This window comes from Stenotrophomonas sp. STEN240 (assembly GCF_056756175.1).
This window is the reverse complement of sequence record NZ_JBRRBO010000018.1, coordinates 28,315-44,758: the sequence shown is the minus strand read 5'-3', so window position 1 is coordinate 44,758 and position 16,444 is coordinate 28,315. Positions and strand designations below refer to the sequence as shown.

The following is a 16,444-nucleotide window of genomic DNA, read 5'->3' as shown; positions in this document are numbered from 1 at the left end:
AAAATGGCGGCCTTCAACAGCCAGCAGCTTATCGCAAGCAACTGAACAGATGACCCTGTGGGTGCTCGGACTGAATCACCAGACTGCGCCGGTAGAACTGCGCGAACGCGCTGCCTTTGGCGGAGACGCACTGCCGCGCGCGATGGATTCCCTGCGGCAGACGCCGCAGCTGGCTGAAGCCGTATTGCTGTCCACCTGCAACCGCACCGAACTGTATGCCGTTGCCGATGACAGCAAGGCGCTGAGCCATTGGCTGGAGCACCACGCCGGCAGCCTGCAGGGCTATCTGTACCAGCACAGCGATGGCGAGGCCGTGCGCCACCTGTTCCGGGTCGCCACCGGGCTGGATTCGATGGTGCTGGGCGAGCCGCAGATCCTGGGGCAGGTCAAGGATGCCTGGGCGCTGGCCCACGACAGCGGCGCAATCGGGCAACAATTGGACCGGTTGTTCCAGCAGACCTTCTCGGTGGCCAAGCGTGCCCGTACCGACACCCGCGTCGGCGCAAATCCAATTTCCGTGGCGTCCACCGCGGTGCGGCTGGCGCAGGACTCGTTCGCGCGCATGGATGAATCCACGGTGCTGCTGGTCGGCGCCGGTGAAACCATGGAACTGGTCGCCAAGCACCTGAGCGATGCAAAGGTGAAGCGGCTGCTGATCGCCAACCGCACCGTAGCCAATGCGCAGGATCTGGCCAGCCGCCACGGTGGCGTGGCATTGCCGCTGAGCGAGCTGGAACGCCACCTGGGCGAGGCCGATGTGGTGTTCTCGGCCACCGCCGCACGCGAGCCGGTGATCCTGCACCGGCAGGTCGCCACCGCGCTGCGCTCGCGCCGGCACAAGCCGATGCTGCTGTTCGACCTGGCGGTGCCGCGCGATATCGAGGCCGAGGTCGGCAAGCTGGCCGATGCCTACCTGTACACCGTGGACGACATGGAACGGGCGGTGGAAGAAAACCGCCGTGGCCGCCGTGAAGCCGCCGCCGAGGCCGAGTCCATCATCGACCTGCAGGTCACCCGCTATCTGGAAAACCTGCGCGCCACCCGCCTGCAGGCGCCGATCCGGCAGCTGCGTGCATTCGGCGAGGCCACCCGCGCCGAGCTGCTGGCCAAGGCCCGGCAGCAACTGGCCCATGGCAAACTGCCCGACGAAGTACTTGAGCAGCTGGCGCACGGCCTGACCAACCGCCTGCTGCATCCGCCTACCGCCGCCCTGCGCCAAGCCGCGCTGGAAGGCGATACCGACCTTACCCGCGCCGCCGAGCGCCTGTTCCCGGCAACGCCCGGGTATCAACACCCCGTAGCGAGGAATGATGACGCCGACCCTGCGCCGTAAGCTGCTGGCACTGGCCGAGCGCCGTGAAGAACTGGAACGCCTGCTTTCCGACCCGGATGTGGTCGCCGACAACGAGCGCTTCCGCAATTTTTCCCGCGAGTTCTCGCAACTGGAACCCATCGCCACCGCATTGGCGAACGAAACCCGTGCGCTGGAAGACCTGGCCTCGGCCGAAGCCATGCGCGCCGACCCGGAACTGCGCGAGCTGGCCGAGGAAGAAATCAGCGCCGCCCAGGCACGCCTGCAGGCCCTGGACGAAGAACTGGCATTGCTGCTGGTGCCGCGCGACCCGCGCGATGAAGGCAACCTGTTCCTGGAAGTGCGCGCCGGTACCGGCGGCGACGAGGCGGCCATCTTTGCCGGCGACCTGTTCCGCATGTACGCCCGCTACGCCGAGCGCCAGGGCTGGAAGGTCGAAATCGAATCCGACAATCCCGGCGAACACGGCGGCTACAAGGAAATCGTGGCGCGCGTGGTTGGCCGCGGCGCCTATTCCAAGCTGAAGTTCGAATCCGGCACCCACCGCGTGCAGCGCGTGCCAGCCACCGAATCACAGGGCCGTATCCACACCTCGGCGGCAACGGTGGCGATCATTCCCGAAGCCGATGATGTTGAAGATGTGGTGATCAACCCGGCCGACCTGCGCGTGGACACCTACCGTTCCTCCGGCGCCGGTGGCCAGCACGTCAATAAGACCGAATCGGCGATCCGCATCACCCATATTCCCAGCGGCGTGGTGGTGGAATGCCAGACCGAGCGCAGCCAGCACGCCAACCGCGACAAGGCGATGAAGCGTTTGAAGGCACAGCTGCTGGATGCCGAGCGCAGCAAACAGGCCGCGGCGCAGGCCGAGTCACGGCGCCTGCAGGTTGGCAGTGGCGACCGCAGCCAGCGCATCCGCACCTACAGCTTCCCGCAGGGCCGCATCACCGACCATCGCGTTGAAGGCCTGACCCTGTACGACCTGCCGAACATCATCGAAGGCGGGCTGGACGACCTGATCGCGCGCCTGCAGCACGAACATCAGGTGGATGAGCTGGCGCGGTTGGCTGAAGGGACGTAAGCGCTTTTCCCCCTCCCTTATGCGCAGCATAGGGGAGGGCTGGGGAGGGGTAGCTTTGGATCTGGCTGTTACCCGTAGATTTAGCCATTGCTTGCAGCACAGAGCAAAATCAACAGCAACCCCTCCCCAACCCTCCCCTGCGCTACGCGCAAGGGAGGGAGCAGAGCCAGAACCAGACCATGACCAACGCCCCAAGCGAACGCGACCAACTCCGCCTTGCCGTCAGCCGCCAACCCGGTGACTTCATCGCCTGGGTGATGCTGGCCGATGCCGAGCTGGGCATCGGCGATGTCGCTGCAGGGGAAGCCGCCGCCTCAACAGCGCTGCAGCTGCGCCCGCAACACCCCGAAGCCCTTGCCCGCCTCGGCCGCGCCCGCTGGATGCAAGGCAGGCACGACGACGCCGCTGCCCTGCTGCAGCGCGCCTGCCAACTTGCTCCGCAGCATCCGGGCATGGCCTTGTGGCTGGGTCACGTGCTGGAAGACGCCAACCAACCCGAAGCTGCGGCCGAGGCGTATCGTCGCGCCCATGCACTGGCACCCGACGAAGCCTATATGGCCGCGCAGCGCCTGAACTGGCAGCGCCGGCTGTGTGACTGGCGAGACCTTGATGCACTCTCACAGCAGGTGCGCGGCGCTGTCGCGCAGGGCAATCCGGCCGTGGAGCCGTTTGCCTTTCTCAGCGAAGACGGCAGCGCCGCCGAACAGTTGGCCTGTGCACGGCAACGCGCCAGTGTGCTGGCCCAGTCGATTCCGCGCCTGCCGGCAGCCCAGCTGCGTACCCACGGTGCGCTGCGCGTGGGTTTTCTTTCCAATGGTTTCGGCGCGCACCCGACCGGCCTGTTGACGGTGGCGCTGTTCGAGCAATTGCGCGCACATCCGCAACTGCAGATCCATCTATTCGCCCTCAACAGCGACGATGGCAGCGCCATCCGCCAACGCCTGCACGCTGCCGCAGACCAGCTCCACGATCTCAACGGGCAAGCACACGCCGCCATCGCCCAGCGCATCCGCACTGCAGGCATCGATGTGCTGTTCGATCTGCGCGGCTGGGGCGGCGGCGGCACCCCGGAAGTACTCGCCATGCGCCCTGCCCCGCTGCAGCTGAACTGGTTGGCCTACCCCGGCACCTCCGGCGCACCGTGGATCGATTACATCGTGGCCGATGCGTTCGTGCTGCCGCCCGCGCTGGAGCCGGCCTTCAGTGAAAAAGTGCTGCGTCTGCCCCGTGCCTTCCAGCCCTCGGACAACACCCGCACGCTGCAAGCGGAGCCGTCGCGCAGTGACTGCGGCCTGCCCGACAGCGGCGTGGTGTTCTGCTGTTTCAACAACAGCTACAAGCTCAACCCGCGCAGCGTGGAACGGCTGCTGCAGATCCTTATCGGCGTGCCCGGCAGCGTGCTGTGGCTGTTGTCCGGCCCGGGCTTGGCCGACCAGCGCCTGCGCGAGGTCGCGCGCCAGCGCGGCGTGGATCCGGCGCGGCTGATCTTCATGGCCAAGCTGCCGCATCCGCATTATCTGGCCCGCTACCAACACGCCGACCTGTTCCTGGATACACACCCCTACAACGCGCACACCACGGCCTCCGACGCGCTCTGGGCAGGCTGCCCGGTACTGACCGCGCCCGGCAGCACCTTTGCCGCACGGGTAGCCGGCAGCCTCAATCATCACCTCGGGCTGGACGAGTTGAACCTCGCCGATGACCAGGCCTTCGTTGCCAGCGCAATTGCGTTGGGGAACGACGCAGACGCCCTGCAGAATCTACGCCAGCGGCTGGCCCATGCGCGCCAGCATTCCAATCTGTTCGACATGGCCGGCTTTGCCGCCGACCTTGCACAGCTGCTGCAGCAGCTTGCCAGCCGGCATGGCTGGCGCGGTGCAGACGCGGGCTGACATCTGCATGCGGTAGGCTCGGCGCATCCACAAGGAATGACCATGGGCAAGCTCAAGCGCAAAGAGTACGAAGCGTTGCTGGAACCAATGCAACTGGAACTGGCCAACATGGCGCGCTGGGCCCAGCATTGCGGGCAGCGGATACTGGTGCTGTTCGAAGGGCGCGACACCGCCGGCAAGGGCGGCGTCATCCAGGACATCGCCAAGCATGTGAACCCGCGTCAATGCCGGGTAGTGGCGCTGCCCAAGCCCAGCGAGCGCGAAGACGGCCAATGGTATTTCCAACGGCATATCGCGCACCTGCCTGCCGCAGGCGAAATCGTGTTGATGGACCGCAGCTGGTACAACCGCGCGGGCGTGGAGAAAGTGATGGGGTACTGCACCGATGCGCAGTACAAGGCCTTCCTCAAGCAGACCCCGGCATTTGAAAAACTGTTGGTGGACGATGGCATCCTGCTGTTCAAGTACTGGTTGTGCGTGGACCAGGAACAGCAGGAGAAGCGTTTTGCCGAGCGCCGCGACGACCCGCTCAAGGGCTGGAAGCTGTCGCCGATCGACCTGAAATCACGCCAGGAATATGCCGCCTACACCCAGGCCCGCGAGGCCATGCTGGAGGCCACCCACAACGGGCATGCACCGTGGACGCTGGTGGATTTCAATGACCAGAAGCGCGGCCGTTTGACAGTGATTCGCGACCTGCTCGATCGCCTGCCCGACACCCACATCGAGGAGCCGCTGATCGAGCTGCCACCGTTGCCGGGCAAACCGAAAAAAGAGAAGTACGGAGCGGTGAAGCCGATCCCGGCATTCGTGCAGGATGAGGACATCGCCAAGCCAAAGCGCGCCTCAAGTTCCTTGTAGGAGTTGCGGTAATACCGAGCCATGCTCGGCAGAAGCACTACAAATCATCCCGCAGCGCTGCGGTAGTGCCGAGCCATGCTCGGCAGGGGCACTACCGACCATCCTGTGAACGCTGCGGAAGCAGCGTCAGCCGGGAAGCTGGCAACGCGGGAAGATCAAAGGCTCACCCCTCCCCAACCCTCCCCTTCGCTACGCGAAAGGGAGGGAGCTGTTCTCGGCGATCTGCCAGAGGGAGGGAGCTGTTCTTGACGATCTGCCAGAGGGAGAGAGCAGCCCTCAACGACCTGCCAAAGGGAGGGAGCTGCTCTCAACGATCTTCCAGGCGGCAGCGAAAGCTGCTTTCACCCCCTCCCTTTCGCGCAGCGAAGGGGAGGGTTGGGGAGGGGTAAGCTCTGGCAAGCAATGTCGCCACACCAGGCCACCCTGCCAATGCTCAACACCATCCTGCGCCGCACATTTCTCGCTTTCATCTGCGCAACAGCGGTAGCTGCAGCTCCCATTGCGTTCATGCTGTATCGCGACTGGCGCTTCGCTTATTCCTTCCATGTCGCCGCTGGCGTCGCCCCGCCGCCTTACCAGCCCGGCATCCTGGTCTTCGGCACTGTCCCGCAATGGCTGTCGCTGGCAGCCGCACTCCTTGTGCTGTGCGGCCTCGCGGCAACCCTATGGACGTGGCTTGAACATGGAACGCGGCGGCGCAGGCAGCCATAGCTGCCCAGCAACAGCTGACTTACACCGCCTTGCCACCGGCAGCCACGATTGCCTGCTCGATCTCATGGGCATTCACCGGCCCCAGGAACTGCTTGGCGACCTTGCCGTCCGGTCCGATCAGGTACGTCATCGGCAAGCCACGCGGGGTGGCGAAATCCTTCGGCGGGCTGAAGGTGTCGATGATGGCGATTGGATAGGCCACCGGATGCTCCTTCAGGAAGGCCTGCATCTCGTCCAGCTCGATGTCTTCATACGCCAACCCCACCACTTCGACGTTGCTGCGCATGGCGTGCAAGGCCGACAACTCCGGCATTTCCTGCAGGCAGGGAGCGCACCAGGTGGCCCAGAAATTGACCACCACCCACTGCCCACGGTGACTGGCCAGGTCATAGGTCTTGCCGTCCACCGTCGGCACCTGCAGCTGCGGTATTTCAGCCGTCTGCTGGACCACGCTGGGCTGCTCGGGGGCTGGCGCAGCAGGCGCCTCGGGCGCGGACGGCGCCGCAGCAACCGGCGCCGGGTCCGGCTTGCAGGCTGTCAGCGCCAGTACCAGCAGCACGGACGGAAGGTATTTGGCGGTCATCGGCTATCTCCACGCTCTACATAAATGTCGTCCACACGGCGCTTGAGCAGTTCGCGCAACGGTAGACGTAGTTGATCCAGGGCACTGCAGGCCGCTTGCCCGAGGCTGTCCTCGCGCATCGGCAGGTATTCCTCGGCCACCGGAATGCGCAGCTGCGAGCTTTCATACAGGTCATGCAGGCTGATGCTGTCCAGGTCGCGCGCCAGCAGCCATTCGCCGCGTTCATCACGGCGCAGCACACCGATGCTTTCCATCTGCTCCAGCAGCTGCTGCAACAGGGAGTCGGTGAGCATGGGTTCCTGCAGCAGAATCTGGTCTTCATCCAGGCCCCGACCCTGCTGCCGCGCCTCGCGGAAACGCCCCAACAGCCGCAGCAGCCCATACAGTTCACATCCCTGCGGCAACCGCAACGCCGCCGGTTGATAGCGGAACGCGGCCACTGACGAGGCCAGCGATGCGCCCAGCAATACCGAAACCCAGCTCAGGTAGATCCACAGCAGCAGGATCGGCACGAACGCCACCGTGCCGTAGAGCTTCTGATAGGACTGGAAGCTGCCCAGGTACAGGCCCATGCCCCACTTCACCAGCTCCAGCATCAACACCGCCAGCAATGCGCCGGGAATGGCGTGCCGCCATTTCACCGTGTGGTGCGGCACCACCCGGTAGATCAGCACCACACAGAAGAACTCGATCAATACCGGCGCCAGGCGCAGGCCCAGATCGGCCAGCCAGCGGCCTTCGGTGGTGCCGAATAGCGGCAAGGACAGGACCTTCGCCGATACCGCCAGGGACGCGGCGGCCAGTAGGGCGCCCAGCGTCAACACCGTCCAATAAACCAGGAAGCGGGTCAGCTGCGGCCGCGCCGAGGCTACCCGCCAGATTCGGTTGAAGGTCTGCTCCACGCTGTTGAGGGTGATCAGCAGCGATACCACCAAGGCCAGGAAACCGGCGGCGGTCAGCTGCCCGGCACTGGCCGAGAACTGCCGCAGATAGCCCTCGGCCGCGCGCGCCGCCGACGGTACGAAGTTGGAGAACACGTAGTCGCTGAGCGCCTCGCTCCAGCGGTCGAACATCGGGAACGCAGACAGCACACCGAATACCACGATCGCCAGCGGCACCAGCGCGAATACCGTGGTGTAGGCCAGCGAGCCGGCCGCCTGGAACAGGCGGTCATCGATGAAGCGCTTCCACAGGAAGCGCCCGAAACTGGCGTTGCGCGCCCGGTCACGCAGGCGCTCCATCCATAGATTGAGTGAATCCAAAGGTTCCATCTGGCAAGGGTACCCGATGCAAAGCGCGGCCCGCATCGTTGATACTGCCGGCTCCTGCAAGATTGAGTGAACGGTGCGATGGCGGAAATTCTGGTGCTTTACTACAGCCGTGGCGGCTCGGTGGCGCGGCTGGCGCGGCAGATCGCCCGCGGTATCGGCGAGGTGCCGGGCATGAGCGCCCGCCTGCGTACCGTGCCGCCAGTGGCCGCAGTCACCCAGACCACTGCCCCGCCCGTCCCCGAAGACGGCGCCCCTTATGTGGAAATAGCCGATCTGGCCGAATGCGATGGCATCGTGCTGGGCAGCCCTACCCGCTTCGGCAACATGGCCGCGCCGGTCAAGCATTTCCTCGATGGCCTGGGCGCGGAATGGGTCAATGGCACCTTAGCTGGCAAGCCGGCGGCGGTATTCACCTCCACCGCCTCGATGCACGGGGGCCAGGAATCGACGCTGCTGTCGATGCACCTGCCGCTGCTGCACCACGGTTGCCTGATCGTCGGCATCCCCTTCACCGAACCGGCATTGAGCCATACCACCAGTGGCGGCACCCCTTATGGCGCCAGCCACGTGGCCGGCACCCAGGCCGACTCCCAGCTCACCGACGACGAAGCCCAGCTGGCAAGAGCACTGGGGCATCGGGTAGCCGATATCGCCCGGCGGCTGGGCCGATGAACCGGCGCACGCGCGATCTGGTCCTCGCCGCCTCACTGGCACTGCTGGCCGGGCTGTATGCGTGGTGGTTCCGCGCAGACCGCCATCTGCTGGCGGTGGCGCTGGTGTTCGTGGCGCCGCCGGCACTGCTGTTGCTGGGGGTATTGGCACAGCGCGCGGCCGCGCGTTTCTGGGCCGGGGTATTCGCCCTGTTCTGGTTCAGCCATGGCGTGATGAGTGCCTGGAGCCACCGCGACACCGCCCTCTACGCCTGGATCGAAATCGCCCTGGCACTGCTGATCGTGGCCCTGGTCAGCGTACCCGGCATGCGCGCCCGCTTTGCCGCCAAAAAGGCCGGCTAAACCCACTGTAGGGCCGAGCCATGCTCGGCTGGAGCTTTCTCGGCCCCCCTCCCCTGTAGAGCCGAGCCATGTTCGGCTGAGGCTTGCCGAGCAACCCTCCCATGTAGAGCCGAGCCACGCTCGGCTGGAGCTTTCCCGGCAAACCTCCCGTGTAGAGCCGAGCCATGCTCGGCTGGGGCTTTCCCGGCGATGTGTCACCAGCCTCTGTGGGAGCGGCATCAGCGGCGAAGCCACTGATCCTGCAGGTTGCGGGCCAGTCTTCGGCTTTGGCTGTACTGGCTTCGCGGCTTACGCCGCTCCTACAGACGGCTCTGCGGTAGTGCCCAACTGCGGTGAGGCCCCAGCCGAGCATGGCTCGGCTCTACCAATGACCAATGACCAATGACGCCTCGGCTTGATGCCAGGCAATGACATGGCCCGGCGCTGCCGACCGCATTATCATCTGCAACATCGCGGCCTGTGCCGCTGGCAGTCACCGCAAGGATTTACCGCAATGATGGAAGAACTCCTGATCGTCACCACCGGTGGCACGATCGACAAGATCTACTTCGACGACAAGTCCGACTACCAGATCGGCGACCCGCAGATCGGCATGATTCTGCGCGAGCTGGGGGTTACCTTCCGTTTCAACGTGATCCCGATCCTGCGCAAGGACTCGCTGCATATCAGCGACGACGACCGCGAGCTGATCCGCGCCACCATCGCCGCACAGCCAACCCGCCACGTGCTGGTCACCCACGGTACCGATTCGATGGTAGCCACCGGCAAGGTGCTGGCCACCATCCCCGGCAAGACCATCGTGATGACCGGCGCGCTTAGCCCGGCACGTTTCCGTGGTTCCGATGCCGAGTTCAACATCGGCTGCGCGATCGGCGCGGTGCAGTCGCTGCCGGAAGGTGTCTACATCGCCATGAACGGCCGCATCTGGAACCCGGAGCAGGTCCGCAAGAACGTGGACGCCAACCGCTTCGAATCGCTGTAAGTGGCCAAAAGCACCCGCGCTACCGCCGCGTTGGACAAGGCAGGCATCGCCCATGGCGTGCATGCCTATGACTACTCGGCCGATGTCGACAGCAAGGGGCTGGCGGCAGCGCAGGCGCTGGGCATCGCCCCGGCGCGCATGTTCAAGACCCTGATGGCGTGGGTGGACAAGCAGCCGCTGATCGCGGTGATTCCCTCCGACCAGCGCCTGTCATTGAAAAAGCTTGCCGCCCATTGTGGCGGCAAGCACGCACAGATGATGGAAGTACCCGAGGCCGAGAAGCGCAGCGGTTACAAGGTAGGCGGCATCAGCCCGTTCGCACAGCAGCGTCCGGCCACGGTGGTGTTCGCCGCCAGCGCCCAACAGCAGCAAACGCTGTACATCAATGCCGGCCAGCGTGGCCTGCTGTTGGATATCGCCCCAGCCGACGCCTTGCAGGTATTGCAGGCGCGCTGTGCGGATATCTGCGAAGACTGAGCAGCGGCCCCCGCCACTGCCCCTGCCGCGAACACCAGCGCACGTGCAGCAACCCGCTCCGCTCCGGTTTGCCTCCGGCGGCTTGATCTAGAACGTGATCGACCAGCCATTCAGACGCCCGCTGTCACCACTGGCCTTGTCATGCACACGCAGCGTCCACGTACCATTCAATGGCTCAGTGGAAAGATCGACCTCGAAGGTCTGCTTGATGTCATCGGCACTGCCACCTTCATAGTTGCTAAGCAGGTAGGCGCTGCCGTCCGGTGCAATCAACTCCACTTTCAGATCGCCGCGCCAACTGTGGTTGATATCCACCTGCACCGCTGTGGCAGCTGGTGCGTTGGCACTGCGGCCGGCGACGGTGATGGCACTGTCCAGCGTGCCGTTGTCCAGGATGTCCATGAGCTCACTGCTGCGATAGGTCTGGGCAGGAACCAGGCCCCAGCTTGCCTTCAGGCTGACCTCCGAATACCTGCTGTATCCACTCACCATCACATGGTAGGTACCTGCAACCGGAGCGGGAAAACTGCAGCTCTCACCATTGCCGCCACGGAACGGGCGGCAATCGAACACCGAACTGTTCGGCCGGCTGCCGGCCCTGACATACAGGTCAGCATCACCCGCGCCGCCGCTGATGCTGATCAGCAGGTTGGACGCCCCTGACGGAAGCTGCGCCGTGTAATAGCGGTTGCTGCCCTTGCTGCCGCTGACGCCGGTCACCGCAACGCCATTGTCCAGCGCAGTATCTGGCTCAGGTTCGGGCTCAGGCGGCAGCGTAGCGCTCATTGCCGCTGTCACTGCGGCCTGTGCATTGACGATACCGGCACCAATCGGCCTGTCCGGCGTCCGTGGAAACGGCGTGGCGGTAGCCTTGATCAAGGCTTCAAGTTGCGCCGGTGTCTTTGCAGGATCCGATACCTGCTGCACCAGCGCCACCACACCGGCCACATGCGGTGCCGCCATCGAGGTCCCACCGCTGTAACCATAGCTTTCAACCGAGGGCGCCGTGCTGCCGCTGTTGAACGTTGAAACAATAGTGCTGCCTGGCGCGGCCACATCCACCAACGGGCCAAAATTGGATTGCTGGGTGCTGCTCCAGATCGAGCGTTTGCCGTCGCTGTCGCTGGCACCCACCGCGATCACATTGTCGCAGTTGGCCGGTGCCGAATTGCTCGCATTGACGTTGCCATTGCCGGCGGCGATGACCAGGGTTGCGCCGTTGGCCAGCGCGCTGTTGATCGCCGTCTGGAACGTGGTGCCACAGGCGCCTCCGCCGCCCAGGCTCAGATTGATCACCTCGGCCGGGTTTGCATTGGTGGGCACGCCGTCCACCTCCCCGCCCGACGCCCAGACAATCGCATCGGCGATATCGGACGTATAGCCGCCGCAGCGGCCCAGTACGCGTACCGGCACGATGCGGGCGGCCGGTGCGACACCGGCAACGCCCTTGCCATTGTTGGCAACCGCCGCAATCGTGCCGGCCACGTGGGTACCGTGCCAACTGGAGCTCCACGCATCGTGGCTGCCGCCACACTGCTTGGCTTCCACCCAATCACCCGGATCGCGCGCATCCGCATCACGCTCATCCCCATCGTTGGCCATCGCCGCATCGCTGATGAAGTCGTAGCCCGGCAGGACATTGGCAAGCAGGTCGCTGTGCTCGGCGATGCCGGTGTCCAATACCGCCACCACCACGCCTGCACCGGTGGCGTCTTCCCAAGCCGGCACCAGATTGATGCCAAAGCTACCGGCAAGACCCCACTGCTCTGCGAAACGCGGATCATCCGGGGCTGCGCTGATGCCGAGACGACGGTCGATCTCGACGTACTCGACGTTGCGATCTGCCGCCAGCCTGCGCATCAACACTTCGCTCTCGACGTGATCCAGCGGCACTTCGGAACGCACCAGCTCCGCGCCGCCAGCCAAGCGGCGCAGGTGTTGCAGGGCTACCGGCCTGCCAGCACGCAGCGGCAAAGCACGCGAGGCAGCATCCAGAACGTTCGGCAGCACGGCTGTAGCAGCTTGAGTACTTTCCTGACGAAGCTTGACGATGAATTGCTGGTGCGTCGGCGCTGCGTACAGACCCGCCCGCTGCACATCGCCGGCAACCGCTGGCGGGCATAGAAACAGGCAGGACCACAACGCACTGCCAACCGCTGCAACGCCACGACGAAGCACACACTGCGATATCGAAGACATGATTCGGCCCTTCTGCAGAGGAGGACGCCGCCAATGCGGCATCTGTGCCGGGCAGACGTCGCCGTGTGGACAGCAACGCTCGCCAGGAGGGAACTGCGCGGGCCTGCCCGCTGTCATTGGCCCGTCCGCAGACACTAGGCATTCGCCGTTGCCACTCCCATCGGAGTAACCCTGAAACCTCTGTATCCGACGGCCTCGAAGCGGCAGCCATCCGCGAGAAAGCACCCATCAGTCATGGATGATTCTGCGTTCGCCTTGTCCTCAAGTTAGCGGCGCGCTGCAGGTCCGCGCCGAACGCTCTTCCCGCCATTGGCTGGCACCGCCGGTACGCACAGCTGCAACGCCGCACCCCAAACCGGCGAACATGAGAAGGCCCCGGCACTATCGCCGGGGCCTTGAGCTTGCACGGCGCAGCGATGGCATCTTCCTGATGCCCATCACCACGCAACTTCCCTCTGCTCGATCAGAAGGTGACCGACCAGCTGTTGATGCGGCCGGTGTCGCCGCTGGCCTTGTCGTTGACGCGCAATTTCCAGCTGCCGTTGAGGGCTTCGCTGGACAGGTTCACGTTGAAGGTCTGCTTGATGTCATCGGCGCTGCCGCCGGCATAGTTGCTCAGCACATAGACGCTGCCATCGGGCGCCACCAGATCCACCTTCAGGTCGCCCTTCCAGGTGTGGCTGATATCCACCGCCACCGGTGTGGACGCCGCTGCATTGCCAGTGCGGCCGGAGACCGCAATCGCGCTTTCCACCGTAGCGTTGTCGAGGATGTTGACCACGCCTGTATTGCTGTAGGTCTGCACACCACCACTGCCACCGCCGGTACTCCAGCTGGCCTGCAGGCTGAGGCCGGAGAACGCCGAGTACGCGGACAACATCACGTGGTAGGTGCCTGCCACCGGTGTTGCGAAGCTGCAGCTCTCAGCGTTGCCGGTCTTGTAGGGGCGGCAGTCGTAGGTGGAGGTGGTCGGCTGGCTGCCGGCGCGCACGTACATGTCCGCATCACCGCTGCCACCAGAGCTGGCAACCACCAGATTGGTGGCCCCGGCCGGCACCTGCACGGTGAAGAACTGGGTGCTGCTGGCCGCGCCGGCAAGTCCGGTGATCGGCACGCCGTTGTTCAACACCGTGCCGCCCGGGTTCGGGTTGCCACCGCCGTTGGCCGCATCCACCACCGCCTTGGCATTGAGGATGCCGGGGCCGATGGTTTGCGAAGGCGTGGACGGGAAGGCGGTGACATTGGCCTTGATCAAGGCTTCCACCTGCGCCGGTGTCTTCGGCGTGGTTGCCACCGCCTGCAGCAGTGCCACAACGCCTGCCACATGCGGGGTCGCCATCGAGGTGCCGTTGTAGGCGGCGTAGCTCTCCGAACCGGGCGTGGTGGTGCCACTGTTGAGCGTGGACAGGATGTTGGAACCCGGCGCGGCGATATCGATCAGGGCACCGTAGTTGGAGAAGCTCGAACGTGCGCCGGTGCTGGTGATCGATGCCACCGCGATTACATTGTTGCAGTTGGCCGGCGAGGCGTTGGAGACATTGGTGTTGTCGTTGCCGGCAGCAATGACCAGCGTGGTGCCACGGCTGACCGCGCCATTGATCGCCGCCTGCGTGGTGCTGCCGCAGGCGCCGGAGCCGCCCAGACTGAGATTGATCACCTCGGCCGGATTGGCATTGGCCGGCACGCCGCTGACGCTGCCGCCGGACGCCCAGACAATGGCATCGGCGATATCCGAGTCATAACCACCGCAGGTACCCAGCACGCGCACGGGCACGATCTTGGCGCCGTACGCCACGCCAGCAACGCCCTTGGCATTGTTGGTGACCGCGGCGATGGTGCCGGCCACATGCGTGCCGTGCCAGCTGGAGTTCTGCGCGGCATGGATGCCGCCGCATTGGTTGGCGGTGATCCAGTCACCCGGGTCACTGGGGTCGTTGTCGCGGCCATTGCCATCGTTGGACACGGTGGTGTCGTTGATGAAGTCATAGCCGGGCAGCAGGTTGGCGGCCAGGTCGCTGTGGCTGGTGATGCCGGTGTCCAGCACCGCCACCACCGAGCCGGCGCCATTGGTTACATCCCAGGCCTGGTTGGCCTTGATGCCATAGGTGCCGGAATAACCCCATTGTTCGCCGTAGCGGGTGTCGTTGGGGGTCAGGCTGATGGTGTTGAGGCGGTCGACCTCGACGTATTCGACGTTGGGGTCGGCCGCCAGCTTGCGCATCAGCGTTTCAGCATCGGCACGGTCGAGCCTGGCGTCGGCGCGGACCACATCCGCGCCCACCGCAAGCCGCCGCATATGCTGCACGCCGATGCTCTTGCCGGCGCGTGCCGGCAGCGCGCGAGCGGCCGAGGCCAGGGTTTTCTGCAGGGCTGCATCGCCGGCGGCCTGGCGGCTGTCCTGACGGTATTTGACGATGAAGCGCTGATGCGTCGGCGCGGAATCCAGCCCGGCCAGATGCACATCACCGGCCCAGGCCGGCGCACACAGAAGCAGGGAAGACAGCGAAGCAGTGCCAACGACTACCAACCCACGAGCAAACGCACGGTGTGATCTGGATGACATTGTTGAACCCTTCTGCATTGGAGGATGCCGCGAACGCGGCGCCGTCCCACCCGGGCGTGTGGCGATTTCGATAGCGCTGGTTGCCCGGGTAGAACTACCCGAACCAGTCCCCTGTTACCGATCCGTGGGCGGACAGTAAATGGCGGCTGAACCGATGACAAGAGGGTTACAACAGAAACCGTTGTTCCGTCACGTTTACGTACGTGATTGATTCGTAAAGAATATTTACAAATCCCTTGGTACCACTGGCTGCAGCGCCGGGCGTCCGGACAAAGAAAAACCCGCTGCGACATTCGCCGCAGCGGGTTTGATCAGCAACCGAACCTGGCCGCTCAGGCGTCCAGGCGCACCAGCCAACCGTGACGGTCCGGCTGACGGCCGTACTGGATGTCGGTCAGTTCCTTGCGCAGCGACATGGTGACTTCACCGGCCGGCGCGTTGAGGTCGCCCACCGAGAAATCTTCGCCCTTGAGCTGGCCGATCGGGGTGATCACCGCAGCGGTACCGCAGGCAAACACCTCGGTGATTTCGCCCGAGCTCACGCCCTGCTTCCACTCATCGATGGTGACCTGGCGCTCTTCCACGTTCATGCCACGGTCGCGGGCCAGCTGCAGCAGCGACTCGCGGGTGATGCCTTCCAGGATGCTGCCCGACAGCGCCGGGGTAACCAGCTTGTTTTCCTTGCCGTAGACCAGGAACACGTTCATGCCGCCCAGTTCTTCCAGGTACTTGCCTTCGACCGGGTCAAGGAACAGCACCTGCGAACAACCCTGCGCCTGCGCCTGCTGCTGCGGCAACAGCGAAGCGGCGTAGTTGCCACCACACTTGGCCGCACCGGTGCCGCCCTTGGCAGCGCGCGCGTAGTCGGTGGACAACCAGATCGCCACCGGCGCCACGCCCTTGGCGAAGTACGGGCCAGCCGGGCTGGCGATCACGTAGTAAGTAGCCTTGTGCGCACCGCGCACGCCGAGGAAGGCTTCATCGCCAATCATGAACGGACGGAAGTACAGGCTGGCCTCATCGGCATCGGACACCCAGTCCTTGTCCAGCGCGACCAGCTGCTTGAGCGACTCGACGAAGATGTCAGCCGGCAGTTCCGGCAGCACCAGACGCCGCGCCGAACGCTGCAGACGCGCCGCATTGGCTTGCGGACGGAAGGTCCACACCGAGCCATCGGCGTGACGGTAGGCCTTGATGCCTTCGAAGATTTCCTGGCCGTAATGCAGCACGGCAGCAGCCGGATCCAGCGAAATCGGGCCATACGGCGTTACCGCCGCGTCGTGCCAACCGGTGTCCTTGTCCCAGCGTACGGCCACCATGTGGTCGGTGAAGTGCAGACCAAAGCCCGGCTTTTCCAGGATTTTGGCGCGCTCCTCGGCGCTACGCGGATGATCCGAACGGGTGACATCGAAGCTCAACGAAGACTGGGACACCGGATAATTCCTTCCAGATTGCGGGATGGGACAGCCCCGGGGCCACAGCGGCGCAGGGGGTGC

At 64.7% G+C, this 16,444-nt stretch carries 12 protein-coding genes and 4 pseudogenes; 9 read left to right on the top strand and 7 right to left on the bottom strand.

Annotation, left to right across the window (positions count from 1 at the left end; translation table 11 throughout):
- Positions 1–49: 49 nt before the first annotated feature.
- The 5 genes from hemA to ACVOKO_RS10225 all read left to right on the top strand — a co-directional run bounded on the left by hemA (position 50) and on the right by ACVOKO_RS10225 (position 5,860).
- Positions 50–1,333: a glutamyl-tRNA reductase gene (gene hemA, locus ACVOKO_RS10245; protein WP_346498817.1), complete on the top strand. Its 1,284-nt coding sequence runs from the start codon at positions 50–52 to the stop codon at positions 1,331–1,333.
- Positions 1,311–2,396 carry a peptide chain release factor 1 gene (gene prfA, locus ACVOKO_RS10240; protein WP_346498838.1) on the top strand — a complete coding sequence of 362 codons (1,086 nt, stop codon included), beginning with the start codon at positions 1,311–1,313 and terminating at the stop codon, positions 2,394–2,396. Before hemA ends, prfA begins: the two co-directional genes overlap by 23 nt.
- 179 nt (positions 2,397–2,575) lie before the next feature.
- Positions 2,576–4,288, top strand: a complete 1,713-nt coding sequence (locus tag ACVOKO_RS10235; protein WP_346498816.1) for an O-linked N-acetylglucosamine transferase, SPINDLY family protein — start codon at positions 2,576–2,578, stop codon at positions 4,286–4,288.
- 42 nt (positions 4,289–4,330) lie between these two features.
- Complete coding sequence (gene ppk2, locus ACVOKO_RS10230; RefSeq protein WP_346498815.1) at positions 4,331–5,149, top strand: polyphosphate kinase 2; 819 nt, start codon at positions 4,331–4,333, stop codon at positions 5,147–5,149.
- A 429-nt stretch (positions 5,150–5,578) separates the two neighbouring features.
- Positions 5,579–5,860: a hypothetical protein gene (locus tag ACVOKO_RS10225; protein ID WP_346498814.1), complete on the top strand. Its 282-nt coding sequence runs from the start codon at positions 5,579–5,581 to the stop codon at positions 5,858–5,860.
- Between the two features lie 19 nt (positions 5,861–5,879).
- Here ACVOKO_RS10225 and ACVOKO_RS10220 read toward each other — a convergent pair whose 3' ends face one another.
- Together ACVOKO_RS10220 and ACVOKO_RS10215 are read right to left on the bottom strand one after the other, a co-directional pair.
- The gene (locus ACVOKO_RS10220; RefSeq protein WP_346498813.1) at positions 5,880–6,443 is read right to left on the bottom strand and encodes a TlpA family protein disulfide reductase; all 564 of its coding nucleotides are present in this window, start codon (positions 6,441–6,443) and stop codon (positions 5,880–5,882) included.
- Positions 6,440–7,714 (bottom strand): YihY family inner membrane protein, encoded by a 1,275-nt coding sequence (locus tag ACVOKO_RS10215; RefSeq protein WP_346498812.1) that lies wholly within the window; start codon positions 7,712–7,714, stop codon positions 6,440–6,442. The genes ACVOKO_RS10220 and ACVOKO_RS10215 overlap by 4 nt, the downstream gene beginning before the upstream one ends.
- Positions 7,715–7,792: 78 nt before the next feature.
- Here ACVOKO_RS10215 and wrbA point away from each other — a divergent pair, with 78 nt between their 5' ends.
- From wrbA to ybaK, 4 genes are all read left to right on the top strand, one after another.
- Entirely contained in the window at positions 7,793–8,386 is a 594-nt protein-coding gene (gene wrbA, locus ACVOKO_RS10210) for an NAD(P)H:quinone oxidoreductase (protein WP_346498811.1), read from the top strand.
- Positions 8,383–8,727: a DUF2069 domain-containing protein gene (locus tag ACVOKO_RS10205; RefSeq protein ID WP_346498810.1), complete on the top strand. Its 345-nt coding sequence runs from the start codon at positions 8,383–8,385 to the stop codon at positions 8,725–8,727. Before wrbA ends, ACVOKO_RS10205 begins: the two co-directional genes overlap by 4 nt.
- A 496-nt stretch (positions 8,728–9,223) precedes the next feature.
- Complete coding sequence (locus ACVOKO_RS10200) at positions 9,224–9,709, top strand: asparaginase domain-containing protein (RefSeq protein WP_057628731.1); 486 nt, start codon at positions 9,224–9,226, stop codon at positions 9,707–9,709.
- Entirely contained in the window at positions 9,710–10,186 is a 477-nt protein-coding gene (gene ybaK, locus ACVOKO_RS10195; protein WP_346498809.1) for a Cys-tRNA(Pro) deacylase, read from the top strand.
- An 87-nt stretch (positions 10,187–10,273) separates the two neighbouring features.
- Here the strand turns inward: ybaK and ACVOKO_RS10190 are convergent.
- The 5 genes and pseudogenes from ACVOKO_RS10190 to ACVOKO_RS10170 all read right to left on the bottom strand — a co-directional run.
- Positions 10,274–10,501, bottom strand: a pseudogene (locus ACVOKO_RS10190) (proprotein convertase P-domain-containing protein); the annotation flags it as partial.
- Between the two features lie 126 nt (positions 10,502–10,627).
- Positions 10,628–12,385: pseudogene (locus tag ACVOKO_RS10185) on the bottom strand (S8 family peptidase); the annotation flags it as partial.
- Between the two features lie 463 nt (positions 12,386–12,848).
- Positions 12,849–13,070, bottom strand: a pseudogene (locus tag ACVOKO_RS10180) (proprotein convertase P-domain-containing protein); the annotation flags it as partial.
- A gap of 144 nt (positions 13,071–13,214) precedes the next feature.
- A pseudogene (locus tag ACVOKO_RS10175) lies at positions 13,215–14,948 on the bottom strand (S8 family peptidase); the annotation flags it as partial.
- A gap of 332 nt (positions 14,949–15,280) precedes the next feature.
- Complete coding sequence (locus tag ACVOKO_RS10170) at positions 15,281–16,381, bottom strand: branched-chain amino acid aminotransferase (protein WP_346498808.1); 1,101 nt, start codon at positions 16,379–16,381, stop codon at positions 15,281–15,283.
- Between the last annotated feature and the right edge of the window lie 63 nt (positions 16,382–16,444).